Below are 13,783 nucleotides of genomic sequence, written 5' to 3'. Positions count from 1 at the left end.
GGCAGTCTCCTTCAGGCGTTCAAGGCTAAATGTTCGGCCACGGCGCGCTCGACCCAGGCGTGTGCCTGGCCGAGGTAATGCGCCGGGTCCAGCAGGCGATCCAGTTCCGCCGCCGACAGCTCGGCGGTCACTTGCGGCTCATCCCCCAGCACCGCGCGCAGATGCCGCTGTTCGGCCACCGCGCGCTTGCAGCACTGCTCCAACAGATGGTGCGCGGTCTCGCGGCCCAGGCGCTGGGCCAGGGCGATGCTCACGGCTTCCGCCAGCACCAGCCCCTGGGTCAGGTCGAGGTTCCTGGCCATACGCGCGGCGTCGACTTCCAGCCCGTCGGCCACCAGCAGCGCCTGTTGCAAGGCGCCGGACACCAGGCAGCAGATCTCCGGCAGGGTTTCCCATTCGGCGTGCCACAGCCCCAGGCTGCGTTCGTGCTCCTGGGGCATGGCGCTGAACATCGTCGCCAGCAGCCCGGGAACCCGGGTCGCCGCGCCGATCAACACCGCCGCGCCCACCGGGTTGCGCTTGTGCGGCATGGTCGAGGAACCACCCTTGCCCGGCGCCGACGGCTCGAAGACTTCCGCCGCCTCGGTCTGCATCAGCAGGCTGATGTCACGGCCGAGCTTGCCGAGGCTGCCGGCGATCAGGCCGAGTACCGAGGCGAACTCCACCAGCCGGTCGCGCTGGGTATGCCAAGGCTGTTCCGGCAGGCTCAGTTGCAACTCCTCGGCCAGGGCCTGGGCAATCGGCAGGGCCTGCTCGCCCAGGGCCGCGAGTGTGCCGGAGGCACCGCCGAACTGCAGCACCAGCAGGCGTGGCTTGAGCTGCGCCAGACGCTCGCGGCTGCGGCTCACTGCCCCCAGCCATCCAGCGATCTTCATACCGAGGGTGACCGGCGTGGCATGTTGCAGCCAGGTGCGGCCGGCCATGGGGGTGGTGGCATAGCGCTGGGCCTGCGCGGCCAGGATGCCGCCCAGACGCGCCAGGTCGTTGTCGATCAGGCTCAGCGCCTGCCGCAATTGCAGGACCAGCCCACTGTCCATCACATCCTGGCTGGTGGCGCCCAGGTGCACATAACGCTCGGCGCTGGCGTCGCTCTTGGCGATCTGTTTGCCCAGGGCCTTGACCAGTGGAATCGCCGAGTTGCCCGCCGTGGCGATAGCCTGGCCCAGGGCGGAAAAATCATAGAGCCCGGCCCGGCAGGCCGCCTCGATCGGCGCCACCGCAGCGGTCGGGATCACCCCGACCCGGGCCTCGGCCCGGGCCAGCGCGGCCTCGAAGTCGAGCATGGCCTGGACCCGCCCCTGGTCGCAGAACACCGCGCGCATATCGCGGGTGGTGAAGTAGGCATCGAACAGTTGGTTGCTCGCCGGCGTGTTCATAAACAATCCTTTGGGGCGTGCGTCCGCGACGGACGCACGCGGACAGGTCACAGATCGTGGTGCAGGTACGCCGCCTGCTTCGGCAGGCGCAGGCTGAACAGGAAGGCAATCGCCATCATCGCCGTCACGTACCAGTAGAAGGTGTTTTCCATGCCCAGGGATTTCAGGCCCAGGGCCACGTATTCCGCCGAACCGCCGAACAGCGCATTGGCCACCGCATAGGCCAGGCCGACCCCCAGCGCCCGCACTTGCGGCGGGAACATCTCGGCTTTTACCAGGCCGCTGATGGAGGTGTAGAAACTGACGATCGCCAGGGCCAGGGTGATCAGCACGAAGGCCAGGAACGGGCTGGTGATGGTTTTCAGGGTCAGCAGGATAGGCACGGTGCACAGCGTGCCCAGCGCGCCGAACCAGAGCATCGAGTTACGCCGGCCGATCTTGTCCGCCAGCATGCCGAACAGCGGCTGCATGCACATGTACAGGAACAGCGCGCCGGTCATGATGTAGCTGGCGGTCTTGGCGTGCATGCCGGCGGTGTTCACCAGGTATTTCTGCATATAGGTGGTGAAGGTGTAGAAAATCAGCGAGCCGCCGGCGGTGTAGCCAAGCACGGTGACAAAGGCCTTCGAGTGATGCTTGAACAGCGCGGCCACGCTGCCGGCGTCCTTGTCTTCACGCATTTCCTTGCTGGTGGTTTCTTTCAGCGAGCGCCGCAGCAGCAGGGAGATCAGGGCCGCGATGGCGCCGATCACGAACGGAATCCGCCAGCCCCAGGCCTTGAGCTGCGCCTCGTCGAGAAACTGTTGCAGGATCACCACCACCAGCACCGCCAGCAATTGCCCGCCGATCAGGGTCACGTACTGGAAGGACGCGAAGAACCCGCGCTGGCCCTTGAGCGCGACTTCGCTCATGTAGGTCGCGGTGGTGCCGTATTCACCGCCCACCGACAGGCCCTGGAACAGCCGCGCCATCAACAGCAACGCCGGCGCCCAGGCGCCGATGCTGGCGTAGGTCGGCAGGAAAGCGATGACCAAGGAGCCGGCGCACATCATCAGCACCGAAATCATCATGGAATTCTTGCGCCCGTGCTTGTCGGCCACCCGGCCGAACAGCCAGCCGCCGATAGGACGCATCAGGAACCCGGCGGCGAACACGCCGGCGGTATTGAGCAGTTGCACCGTGGGGTCGTCGGAGGGGAAAAACGCCGGGGCGAAATAGATCGCGCAGAAGGCGTAGACGTAGAAGTCGAACCATTCGACCAGATTGCCGGAGGAAGCGCCGACGATCGCGAAGATCCTCTTGCTGCGCTCCTCGGTCGTGTAGTGACTGGTTAACGTTGTCATGGCTTTTCACTCTTTGGGGACGTGGTGAGTCTAGACATACTTTGTAACAGTCCCGTTCCGCAAGACGACCTTGGGGGAAGCGACCGGTTCAGCCTTATCGCGAACCAGCCCGCACTCCCCCCAGGCACACTCAATAATCGAAGAACACCGTTTCCGCGTCGGTACCCTGCAGGATCACGTTCCATTGGTAGTGGCCCGGCGCATCGGCCTTGGCCAGCAAGGTGGCGCGACGCTCTTCGGGCACGCAGGCCAGCAGCGGATCGGCGGCGTTGGCCGGCTCGCCGTCGAAGTAGATACGGGTCAGCAGGTGCTTGACCAGGCCCCGGGCAAATACCAGTACAACCAGGTGCGGCGCCTGGGTCGAGCCTTTCAGGCCAGGTACGGTACCCGGCTTGATGGTGGTGAAGCGGAAACGCCCTTCTCCATCCACCGGCACCCGGCCGAAGCCCTGGAAGTTCGGGTCCAGGGCCTTGGCCTGATCGTCTTCCGGGTGGTCGTACTTGCCGGCCGCGTTGGCCTGCCAGATTTCCAGCATGGCGTCGTTGACGAAATCGCCGTTGCCATCCACCACCTGGCCGCTGATCGCCACCCGCTCGCCGAGGGTCTCGGCCTGGGTCAGGTCTTCGCGGTTCAGCCAGGTCAGGCCGATGTGGTAGTACGGGCCGACGGTGTGGGATGTGGTCGCAGTCAGCGTCATCTTATTTCTCCATCGGCGTGGCATCGCGGCCGCGCAAGACGATGTCCCAACGGTAGCCGAGGGCGTAGGACGGAATGGTTTTCTCCAGGTCGAAGCTGGCGATCAGGCGTTCCTTGGCGCTAGTGTCCGGCACGCAGTTGTAGATCGGGTCGTAGGCCAGCAGCGGGTCGCCGGGGAAATACATCTGGGTCACCAGGCGCGTGAGGATACTCGGGCCGAACAGCGAGAAGTGGATATGCGCCGGACGCCAGGCATTGTGGTGGTTACCCCAGGGATAGGCACCGGGCTTGATGGTCTGGAACTGGTACCAGCCATCGGCATCGGTGACAGTACGCCCGGTGCCAGTGAAGTTCGGGTCCAGCGGTGCGTCGTGCAGGTCGCGGTCGTGGTTGTAGCGACCGGCGGCGTTGGCCTGCCAGATCTCCACCAGGATCCCCGGCACCGGCAAGCCGTTCTCGTCCAGCACCCGGCCGTGGATGATGATGCGCTCGCCCTGGGGCTCGCCGGCATGCTGGGCGGTCAGGTCGTTGTCCTTGTCCTGCAGGTAATCGGCGCCGATGGTCGGGCCGGTGATTTCCGACAGCGAATGGGGCAGGAACACCAGCGGCTTGGACGGCGAGCGGGTGTTGGTGGATTTGTAGGCCGGGTGCAGGTAATCAGGCTGAGTACCTGGTTGCGGGCGCCGGTAACCGGGCTTGTCGGTCATGCTCGTTCCTCGTTCTTATAAGAAGCGCGTCAGACGCGCTCGATGGCCAGTGCCAGGCCCTGGCCGACACCCACGCACATGGTCGCCAGGCCTTTCTTGCCACCGGTCTTTTCCAGCTGGTGCAGCGCGGTCAATACCAGGCGCGCGCCGCTCATGCCCAGCGGATGGCCGAGGGCGATGGCGCCGCCGTTGGGGTTGACCTGTGGCGCGTCGTCCGCCAGGCCCAGTTCGCGCAATACTGCCAGGCCCTGGCTGGCGAAGGCTTCGTTGAGTTCGATCACATCGAAATCGCTGACCGCCACGCCCAGGCGTTCGGTCAACTTGCGCACCGCCGGCACCGGGCCGATACCCATCACCCGTGGCGCCACGCCGGCGCTGGCCATGCCCAGCACCCGGGCACGGGCGGTCAGGCCGTGCTTTTTCACCGCCTCGGCCGACGCCAGGATCAGCGCCGCCGCCCCGTCGTTGACGCCCGAGGCGTTGCCGGCGGTGACGGTCTTGTCCGGGCCGTTGACCGGCTTGAGTTTGCCCAGGGTTTCCAGCGAGGTATCGGCCCGCGGGTGCTCATCCTGCTCGACCAGGGTCTCGCCCTTCTTGTGGACGATACGCACCGGGACGATTTCCTCGGCGAAGAACCCGGCGGCCTGCGCCGCGGCGGTGCGCTGCTGGCTGCGCAGGGCGAACGCATCCTGGTCGGCACGCGACACCTGATAATCGTCGGCGACGTTGTCGGCGGTCTGCGGCATCGCATCCACGCCGTACTGGGCCTTCATCAGCGGGTTGATGAAGCGCCAGCCGATGGTGGTGTCTTCCAGCTTCATGTTGCGCGAAAAGGCGGTATCGGCCTTGCCCATGACAAAGGGCGCGCGGGACATCGACTCGACGCCGCCGGCGATGGCCAGCTCCATCTCGCCACTGGCGATGGCGCGGAATGCGGTGCCGATGGCATCCATGCCCGAAGCGCACAGGCGGTTGAGGGTCACGCCCGGAATGGTTTCCGGCAGCCCGGCCAGCAGCAGCGCCATGCGCGCCACGTTGCGATTGTCTTCGCCGGCCTGGTTGGCGCAACCGAGGAACACCTCGTCCACCGCGCTCCAATCCACCGACGGGTTGCGCTCAATCAGTGCCTTGATTGGCGCGGCGGCCAGATCGTCGGCCCGCACCGTCGACAGGCCGCCACCAAAGCGGCCGATGGGGGTACGAATGGCGTCACAGATAAACACTTCGCGCATCAGGCTTCTCCCGGGGTTTGGCCATGGGCCGCGGCGGTGCGGGCTTCCAGGTCACGCAGGGCGGTCAATTCGATCTCGGTCGGGGCGGCGGTTTCCGCCACCTGGTCGGCGAAACGGATCGCCCAGCCGGTGGCAGCGACCACCTGCTCGCGGGTCACGCCCGGGTGCAACGAGGTCACCACGAATTCATGAGTGCCGGCTTCCGGCTCCATGATGCACAGGTCGGTGATGATCCCCACCGGCCCGGCCCCTGGCAGGCCCAGGCGCTTGCGCGAGTCGCCGCCTTCGCCGTGACCGACCGAGGTGATGAAGTCGAGCTTGTCGACAAAGGAACGCGACGACTGCTTGAGGATGATCAGCACGCTCTTGGCCGAGCCGGCAATCTCCGGCGCACCGCCGGCGCCCGGCAAACGGACTTTCGGCTGGTGGTAGTCGCCAACCACCGTGGTGTTGATGTTGCCGAAACGGTCGACCTGGGCGGCGCCGAGGAAACCGACGTCGATCCGCCCGCCTTGCAGCCAGTAGCGGAAGATCTCGCCGGTCGGCACCACGGTGTCCGCGGTCTCGGCCAGCTCGCCGTCACCGATGGACAGCGGCAGTACGCTGGGCTTGGCGCCGATCGGGCCGGATTCGTAGATCAGCACCACGTCCGGCGACGAGGTCAGGCGCGCCAGGTTGGCGGCCTTGGACGGCAGGCCGATCCCGACAAAACACACCGAGCCGTTCTGCAGGCGGCGGGCGGCGGCAACGGTCATCATTTCATTGGTGGAGTAAGTCATTATTTGGCCCCCGTTGCTGCGGCCAGCTTGGCCTGGAATTCACTGAAGTCAGCACTGCCGCGGATGTATTCGTTGATCCAGGCGGTGAAGGTTTCACGGTCGCGGGCGATCGGGTCCCAGGCCTGGTAGAAGATGTTGTCGCGCTCGGTATAGCCGTGGGCATAGGACGGATGGGCGCCGCCCGGCACATGGCAGACCGCGCTCAGGGCCCAGGTCGGCAGCACACAGGCGTTCATCGGGGCGTTCAGGTCGTCGACGATTTCTTCCACGGTGACGATGCAGCGCTTGGCGGCCAGGGCGGCTTCCTTCTGTACGCCAAGAATGCCCCACAACAGCACGTTGCCCTTGCGGTCGGCTTTCTGCGCATGGATCACGGTGACGTCAGGACGTACCGATGGCACCGCCGCCAGCACTTCACCGGTGAATGGGCAGGTCACGCTCTTGATCAGCGGGTTGACCTTCGGCAGGTCGGAACCGGCATAAGCGCGCAAGACCGCGAACGGCAGGCCCGAGGCGCCCGCCACGTAGGCATTGGCCAGGTCGGCGTGGCTGTGTTCTTCGATTTCCAGGGGGTGCGGCCATTGCTTCTCGACCGCATCCCGCAGGCGATGCAGGGAGCCGACGCCCGGGTTGCCGCCCCAGGAGAAAATCAGCTTGCGGGCACAACCGGCACCGATCAACTGGTCGTAGATCAGGTCAGGGGTCATCCGCACCAGGGTCAGGTCTTTTTTGCCCTGGCGAATGATTTCATGACCCGCGGCCGTGGGGATCAGGTGGGTGAAGCCTTCGAGCGCGACGGTATCGCCGTCGTTGACGAACTGCTTCACCGCGTCGTGCAGCGAAAGGATTTCAGCCATGGGGGATCTCCCGATTGTTATTGAGCGACTGGAAGAAAAAGGCGCCGAAGGATGCGCCGGAGTGACTGAAGATTAAGCCGAGGGAAAAACCCAAACAATCCGATAATCGACTGAGCGTTCGTTTATCGAACAGATTGTTGTCTGACTATCGATTGTGCTGTGGCCGCTGCCGCAGGCTGCGATCGACCCGGGCCGCGTTCGGAGAACGGTCGCGAAGATCTCAGGATCGCTGAAGGCCTTCGGCCTTATCGCAGCCTGCGGCAGTGGCTACAGGTATTCAGCGCTCCCTTGAGGAGCGCCTTGCTGATTCGATCAGGTCGCATCCGCATGGCTGACCATGCCCTTGATCACCACCGCCGTGGTCGCCAGCGCGGCCGGGATCACCAGCGCGGTCAGCACTTGCTCGAAATTCCAGCCCAGCCCCAGCAGCGTAGCGCCCATCCAGGCCCCGAGGATCGCCCCGAAGCGACCGATGCCAAGCATCCACGACACACCGGTGGCGCGGCCCTGGGTCGGATAGAAGCGCGCGGCCAGGGATGGCATCGCCGATTGCGCGCCGTTGACACACATGCCGGCGACCAGCACCAGGGTCGCCAGCAAAGTGATGTTGCCCAGGCTTTGCCCGACCGCGTAGGCGAAGACCCCGGCCAGCAGGTAGAAGGTGCCGATGACCTTGTGCGGGTTGAAGCGGTCCATGGCCCAGCCCACCGCCACCGCGCTGAGTACCCCGCCGAACTGGAACAGCGCACCGATAAAAGCCGCCTGCTCCATGCTCGCGCCGCTGTCGCGCATCAGGGTCGGCAGCCAGCTGGTCAGCAGGTACACGATCACCAGCCCCATGAAATAGGTCAGCCACAACAGCAATGTACCGACGCTGTAGGTCCCGGAAAAAATCACCGCAAACACATTGCGCGCCTTCACCGTCTTCTGTTCCGGCACGCTGAAGCTCGCGGCCTGGCCGACCGTGCCCGGCTCGATCGGCGACAGGGCCTTGCGCACCTTGTCGGTGCCACGATTGCGCACCACCAGGTAACGCGCCGACTCCGGCAGCCAGACCAGCAGCACCACTGCCAGGATCAACGGCAAAATCCCGCCGATCAGCAACAGACTGTGCCAGCCGAACGCCGGGATCAGCTTGGCGGAAATGAAACCGCCGCCGGCCATGCCCAGGTTGAAACCACAGAACATGCTGGTCACCAGCAACGACTTGTGACGCTCGGGGGTGTATTCGGAAAGCAGCGTGGTGGCATTCGGCATGCCGGCGCCCAGGCCTAGGCCGGTAAGGAAACGCAGCACCAGCAACTGGTCGACATTGCTGCTGTAGGCCGACGCCAGACTGAAGGCACCGAACAGCAGCACCGCCCCCACCAGCACCACTTTGCGCCCGAAGCGGTCAGCCAGCGGGCCGGAGCCCAGCGCCCCGAAGACCATGCCGATCAGCGCCGCGCTCATCACCGGGCCGAGGCTGGCGCGATCGATGCCCCAATCCTGGGACAGCGCCGGCGCGATAAACCCCATGGCCGCGGTATCGAGGCCATCGAGGAAGACAATCAGGAAACACAGGATCACCACACGCCACTGATAGCGCGACAGCGGCTGGGCATTGATAAAGGACTGCACATCGAGGCAGTTCCCTACAGCGGATTGAGGCTGGTTCATTATTTTTATTCCACGCGAAAAACGCAGGCGCACAGGTGCCAGCCAGAGCTGGTCGGTTCAGATCGAAAAGGGTCTTGCGGGATCAGGCCGTCGGCAGGCGAAGGCAAGATAGAGGAGCGCGGCTGGGCGCGCGGGCGATGCTCATGGGGGTTGGCCTCTTCATTATTATGGGGGCGTCACGCGGCCATTGCAGAGGCAGTGCTCCAGTGGCCGGATGACGCTGCCGCGACATTAATGAGGCAAGGGAAAGAGCGTCAATTCAGCAAGCGCGTATCTGTGCGTTTATCGAACAGCTTAAGCAGGCAGCCCTCAAGCGAACAATTGGGCGCTGAGGTCGCGACTGGCGCTGAGCAGGCCCGGCAAGAAGCGCTGCTCCAGCTCGGCGCGGCTGACGCGACCGGCATGGGTGCTGACGTTGAGCGCAGCCAGTACCTGGCCCGAAGCGTCGTACACCGGTACGGCGATGGAGCGCAGGCCTTGTTCCAGTTCCTGATCGACGATGCACCAGCCCTGCTGCCGGACCTGTTGCAGGCATTCGAGCAGCGCCTGCGGCGTGTGCAGGGTACGGCTGGTCTTGGCTTGCAGGTCGGCATGGTCGAGGTATTCGCGCAACGAGGCGTCATCCAGCGCCGCCAGCAGGATCCGCCCCATGGATGTGCAGTAGGCCGGCAGGCGCCCACCCACCGAGAGATCGACCGAGATCAGGCGCTGGGTGGTGGCCGAACGGGCGATGTACAGAATGTCGTCGCCTTCCAGGGTGGCCATGTTGCAGGCTTCGTGCAGTTGCTCGCTCATGCGGTCCAGGTAAGGCTGGGCCGACACCGCCAGCGGTGTGGAAGACAGATAGGCATGCCCCAGCGTCAGCACCTTGGGCAGCAACGAATAAGTGCGGCCATCGGTGGTGGCGTAACCGAGCTTGATCAAGGTATGCAGGCAGCGGCGCACGGCGGCACGGGGAATCTCCGTACGGTGGCTGATCTGGGCGATGGTCAGATGGCGCTTGCGCTCCTGAAAGGCCTGGACCACCGCCAGGCCGCGAGCCAGAGAGGTCATGAAATCCGGATCACCCGTCAGCGCCTGAATCCGCTTGGCCGGCGAAGCGACAATCGGCGGCGCGGCGGAAGCGAAGGAATTACGCAATTGATCGTTCATTTCAGGTTCTCTGCGACGGAAGTCCGGCTTATTACAAGCCGTACTGGAGAGGATGCACAAGCCTGCACGGCCAACATTGGGCGATTATCGAACCATCGACCGATAATCGCAATCCATCGCGATAAGTGCCTGCCATGCGATGTGCCGCTTTTTCGTCGCCAATAAAACTCTCATTTCTTCCGCGTTAGTCCAGGCAACTTGTCAGGCCTTGTTACAGAACTGCTCTCGTCATCCGGATTAAAACTTTCGTGTAACAAAACTCTGATATCAAGTTGATGATTTTTAACTTATTGCCGATAGAGTTATTCATGGCCGCCGCTATAATGAGCAAAGTGATCACCGACGCTTTTCTGCGTTCGGCAGCATCATCAGGCTGCGTACAGTAAATGACGCCTCCTGCAGCAAGCGCTTGACGCTCATCTCAATATGCCCGGCCAATGCGTTTGCAAAAAAGTAACTGTTGCTACGACAGCTGTTCTTGTCCGGTGGCGTGGCCGCATGCAACAAGAAGCGGTTTGGCGAGCCCCATCGCAATCCCGGCTCCTTTAATCGAGTCGAGTACGAGGCGGTTTGATAAACCCGATCTAGGCAATGCGTATCATCGGGATAATCTCAACTCAATTAGGTAACACTGTGACGAAAGACGAACTGCGCGCGGAACTTGAGCGCCAGGAACAACGTTACAAGGAAGTTTACGGAGGCGAAGTCACCACCTACGCCGCCCAGCCTGAACCGGAACGCAAACCCTGGCGCAAGCGCGCCAGCGTTCTCGACCAGGCCTTCACCCAAGAACTGCAAAAGATGGAAAAAGAGCTCAAGGCAGACCAGCCGTGACGCTGTTCGCCTGAAACTTTCGCACGGCTCGATGCCCTTGCAGATAAAGGTCGATCGCAAGGTCGGCCTGGCATCCGCCGTGTTGCAGCGAATGGCCCCAAAGGGCTCAAAAAGGGTCATGGCACTGAAATTTCATACAAGCGTTTGAGACGTTTGGCTCAGCGTTTTGCTCCTGACCTTGAGGATGAGCCCGAGTAAAATCAATGGCTTGCCCATGCCCCGAAAAAAGGCATGGCCATTGGCCTGCCTCCGGCTTTTTCGTTGAAGAATGTTACCAACCAGCACCTAGTGCATCGATTACCAGGGTTTTCTGGCATAATCGCGCCCCCTTATGACCGGGTCAGAAAACCTTCATGATCGATTTATTCAGCGGACTGGATGCTTGGGTGCTTGTGAGCCTCTTGCTCGCCCTGGCTTTTGTCCTCGCCTACGAGTTCATCAACGGCTTTCATGACACCGCAAATGCGGTTGCCACTGTTATCTACACCAAAGCCATGCCGCCGCACCTGGCCGTATTCTTTTCCGGTGTATTCAATTTCCTCGGCGTGCTGCTGGGCGGTGTCGGCGTGGCCTATGCCATCGTCCATCTGCTGCCGGTCGAGCTGCTGATCAATGTCAACACCGGCCACGGCCTGGCCATGGTCTTCTCGTTGCTGGCCGCGGCCATCACCTGGAACCTGGGCACCTGGTACTTCGGTATTCCCGCCTCCAGCTCCCACACCCTGATCGGTTCGATCCTCGGTGTCGGCCTGGCCAATGCCCTGCTTAACGACATCCCGCTGGGCGATGGCGTGAACTGGCAGAAGGCGATCGACATCGGTGCTTCCCTGGTGTTCTCGCCCATGGCCGGCTTCCTGATTGCCGCCCTGGTGCTGATCGGCCTGAAGTGGTGGCGCCCGATCTCGAAGATGCACAAGACCCCGGAACAACGCCGCAAGGTCGACGACAAGAAACACCCGCCCTTCTGGAATCGCCTGGTGCTGGTGATCTCGGCCATGGCCGTGAGCTTCGTGCACGGTTCCAACGACGGCCAGAAAGGCATCGGCCTGATCATGCTGGTACTGATCGGTATCGTGCCCGCGCAGTTCGTGCTCGACCTGAACAGCACCACCTATCAGATCGAGCGTACCCGTGACGCCACCCTGCACCTGAGCCAGTTCTATCAGCGTAACGAGGACTCCCTGGGCGAGTTCCTGGCCCTGGGCAAAAGCGTGAAAGACGACCTGCCAGGCAAGTTCCGCTGCAATCCGCAGCAGACCGAACCGACCATCGCCGCGCTGCTGGGCACCCTCAAGGGTGTCGCCGACTATCACTCACTGCCGGCCGAAAGCCGTATCGAAGTGCGTCGCTACCTGCTCTGCCTGGATGACACCGCCAAGAAAGTCGGCAAGCTGCCGCACCTCGCGGCCCGTGAAAAGGCTGACCTGGACAAGTTGCGCAAAGACCTGACCGCCACCACCGAGTACGCGCCGTTCTGGGTGATCCTGGCCGTGGCCCTGGCCCTCGGCCTGGGGACCATGATCGGCTGGAAACGTGTGGTACAGACCATCGGCGAGAAGATCGGCAAGCAAGGCATGACCTATGCCCAGGGCATGTCGGCGCAGATCACCGCCGCCGGCCTGATCGGCATGGCCAATATCTTCAGCCTGCCGGTATCGACCACCCATGTGCTGTCTTCGGGCGTGGCGGGAACCATGGTCGCCAACAAAAGCGGCCTGCAAAGCGGCACCATACGCACCATCCTGCTGGCCTGGGTGCTGACCCTGCCGGCAACCGTGGCGCTGTCGGCCGGTCTGTTCTGGCTGGCCTCGAAAGCCCTCGGGACCTGATTCGTTCAGTCCGCGACAAAAAAGGTGCGCCCCCCCCCTCGGGTCGCACCTTTTTTTGTGCCTGAAATAAATGATGGCTTTGCCACAAAACACACAGGCAAAAAAAAGGGCAACCGAAGTTGCCCAAAATGCCTTGCGTGCTCGTTACCGGAAAGACTTAAGGTTTTTTGCGTTTATGCGCATCTTTCCAGATGAAAAATCCAAACCCGGCGAAAAACAGAACCATGAGGCCGACAGTCAGCACTCCGGCGATTACCACATTGTCGAAAAACATGACTGGCCTCCTGCTCTTGCCCTGTTGCGATGGGGCTAAGTTAACCAAAGAGGCGGCGGGGAAAATTGACCGGGGTCAATAGTCGACCCAGACAGGACGACAGGGAGGGGAAATAACTGACTTACATCAACAGATCGCGCCCGGTTCAGCGCTTTTTCGGCTTTTTCGGTTTCTTCTTCGGCTTGCCCAAAGGCATTGCCTGCTCGAATGCCTGGCGCACTTCGTTCAGGCGCTTTTCCTTCAAGTCATGCACACGCTTGGCACGTTCGGCATTCAGGTCGATCAGGTTGTCGTCTTGGCTCATGGCGTTGGCTTGCATCGTTCAGGTCTATGTCGACCGGAGCCTCTATATAGCGATAGCGCGGCTGCGGCCCTTGCGGGTTTGCCAATAATGCGGCGTGACGCGGCGCCTGACCAGTGATCGGCGGATATTAAGCGCAATTAAAGGGGATCCGCAGTTTGACCAGCATCGCGCGAAGTGCACCCTGTGATCCCTTGCGCGCCACTGTCGCAGGCATCAAGGAACAGCATCTAGACCTCGACGTCGACCCACAGCCCCTGGCGTGGTGCGTCCTCGATCAGCGGCGCCACCGGCACGGTGTTGTCGGCATTCAACTCGTCCCCGGGCACGGCCAGGTGCAGTTCGGGATCGTCCGCAGCCTCGGCTTCGCGCTGGCGTTTGTGCCTTTGCTGCTGGCGCTGCTGTTCTTCGCGCAGCAGCAGCGCCGACTGTTCGGCATCGCGCTTGCGCAGATCGATGGTGCTTTCGTTGGAACTCTGTTGCACCGGTACCACCGGCGGGATATCCGGGCGCGGCCGGATCGGATCCTGCTGGGAGGTCACGGGCACGGCACTCAAGGGCAGCATCGGGGGCAGCATATTATTGGTCTCCTGTCGGCAGGCTGTCGGCTGCTGCGGGGGCGACTTGAGCCATCGGTCGCAAACTTGTGACCCAGTCGTCACCCGATAGTGCCCCGAGCCCCGACAAATGCGCCCGATACGCTACCTTCCAGCGTAGTTGTTTTTGTTAGAGTTCTTTGGCCTG

At 62.9% G+C, this 13,783-nt stretch carries 14 protein-coding genes; 2 read left to right on the top strand and 12 right to left on the bottom strand.

All coding sequences use genetic code 11. The annotated features are described in order from the left end of the window. Window positions 1–11: 11 nt before the first annotated feature. From C4K27_RS06620 to pcaR, 9 genes are all read right to left on the bottom strand, one after another. A complete protein-coding gene (locus C4K27_RS06620; RefSeq protein ID WP_053259874.1) occupies window positions 12–1,376 on the bottom strand; it encodes a 3-carboxy-cis,cis-muconate cycloisomerase in 1,365 nt (454 codons plus the stop codon). A gap of 47 nt (window positions 1,377–1,423) precedes the next feature. Next, complete coding sequence (locus C4K27_RS06615; protein WP_007926588.1) at window positions 1,424–2,719, bottom strand: MFS family transporter; 1,296 nt, start codon at window positions 2,717–2,719, stop codon at window positions 1,424–1,426. 130 nt (window positions 2,720–2,849) lie between these two features. Continuing rightward, window positions 2,850–3,416, bottom strand: coding sequence for a protocatechuate 3,4-dioxygenase subunit alpha (pcaG, locus tag C4K27_RS06610; RefSeq protein WP_053259873.1), 567 nt, complete (start codon window positions 3,414–3,416; stop codon window positions 2,850–2,852). A gap of 1 nt (window position 3,417) precedes the next feature. Next, on the bottom strand, window positions 3,418–4,122 hold the full coding sequence (gene pcaH / locus C4K27_RS06605; RefSeq protein ID WP_009042500.1) for a protocatechuate 3,4-dioxygenase subunit beta: 705 nt from the start codon (window positions 4,120–4,122) through the stop codon (window positions 3,418–3,420). Window positions 4,123–4,151: 29 nt separating this feature from the next. Continuing rightward, window positions 4,152–5,357 carry a 3-oxoadipyl-CoA thiolase gene (gene pcaF / locus C4K27_RS06600; protein ID WP_173613334.1) on the bottom strand — a complete coding sequence of 402 codons (1,206 nt, stop codon included), beginning with the start codon at window positions 5,355–5,357 and terminating at the stop codon, window positions 4,152–4,154. After that, on the bottom strand, window positions 5,354–6,136 hold the full coding sequence (locus tag C4K27_RS06595; RefSeq protein WP_172833204.1) for a CoA-transferase subunit beta: 783 nt from the start codon (window positions 6,134–6,136) through the stop codon (window positions 5,354–5,356). The genes pcaF and C4K27_RS06595 overlap by 4 nt, the downstream gene beginning before the upstream one ends. After that, window positions 6,133–6,990 (bottom strand): CoA transferase subunit A, encoded by an 858-nt coding sequence (locus tag C4K27_RS06590; RefSeq protein ID WP_009042497.1) that lies wholly within the window; start codon window positions 6,988–6,990, stop codon window positions 6,133–6,135. Before C4K27_RS06590 ends, C4K27_RS06595 begins: the two co-directional genes overlap by 4 nt. A 312-nt stretch (window positions 6,991–7,302) precedes the next feature. Beyond that, complete coding sequence (locus tag C4K27_RS06585) at window positions 7,303–8,649, bottom strand: 4-hydroxybenzoate transporter PcaK (RefSeq protein ID WP_053259871.1); 1,347 nt, start codon at window positions 8,647–8,649, stop codon at window positions 7,303–7,305. Between the two features lie 309 nt (window positions 8,650–8,958). Continuing rightward, entirely contained in the window at window positions 8,959–9,801 is an 843-nt protein-coding gene (gene pcaR, locus C4K27_RS06580; protein ID WP_007926599.1) for a pca regulon transcriptional regulator PcaR, read from the bottom strand. Window positions 9,802–10,434: 633 nt separating this feature from the next. Here pcaR and C4K27_RS06575 point away from each other — a divergent pair. Beyond that, on the top strand, window positions 10,435–10,635 hold the full coding sequence (locus tag C4K27_RS06575; RefSeq protein ID WP_009042495.1) for a hypothetical protein: 201 nt from the start codon (window positions 10,435–10,437) through the stop codon (window positions 10,633–10,635). A gap of 353 nt (window positions 10,636–10,988) precedes the next feature. After that, entirely contained in the window at window positions 10,989–12,464 is a 1,476-nt protein-coding gene (locus tag C4K27_RS06570; RefSeq protein WP_007926602.1) for an inorganic phosphate transporter, read from the top strand. Window positions 12,465–12,621: 157 nt separating this feature from the next. Here C4K27_RS06570 and ccoM read toward each other — a convergent pair whose 3' ends face one another. The 3 genes from ccoM to C4K27_RS06565 form a co-directional block, all read right to left on the bottom strand. Further along, on the bottom strand, window positions 12,622–12,738 hold the full coding sequence (gene ccoM / locus C4K27_RS31565) for a cytochrome c oxidase subunit CcoM (protein ID WP_007926603.1): 117 nt from the start codon (window positions 12,736–12,738) through the stop codon (window positions 12,622–12,624). A 145-nt stretch (window positions 12,739–12,883) separates the two neighbouring features. After that, window positions 12,884–13,042, bottom strand: a complete 159-nt coding sequence (locus tag C4K27_RS31155; RefSeq protein ID WP_023968072.1) for a hypothetical protein — start codon at window positions 13,040–13,042, stop codon at window positions 12,884–12,886. Window positions 13,043–13,269: 227 nt separating this feature from the next. Further along, window positions 13,270–13,617 carry a hypothetical protein gene (locus tag C4K27_RS06565; RefSeq protein ID WP_053259870.1) on the bottom strand — a complete coding sequence of 116 codons (348 nt, stop codon included), beginning with the start codon at window positions 13,615–13,617 and terminating at the stop codon, window positions 13,270–13,272. Between the last annotated feature and the right edge of the window lie 166 nt (window positions 13,618–13,783).

This window comes from Pseudomonas chlororaphis subsp. chlororaphis (assembly GCF_003945765.1).
GTDB classification, from domain to species: Bacteria; Pseudomonadota; Gammaproteobacteria; order Pseudomonadales; family Pseudomonadaceae; genus Aquipseudomonas; species Aquipseudomonas chlororaphis.
This window is presented reverse-complemented; position numbering and strand designations above follow the sequence as displayed.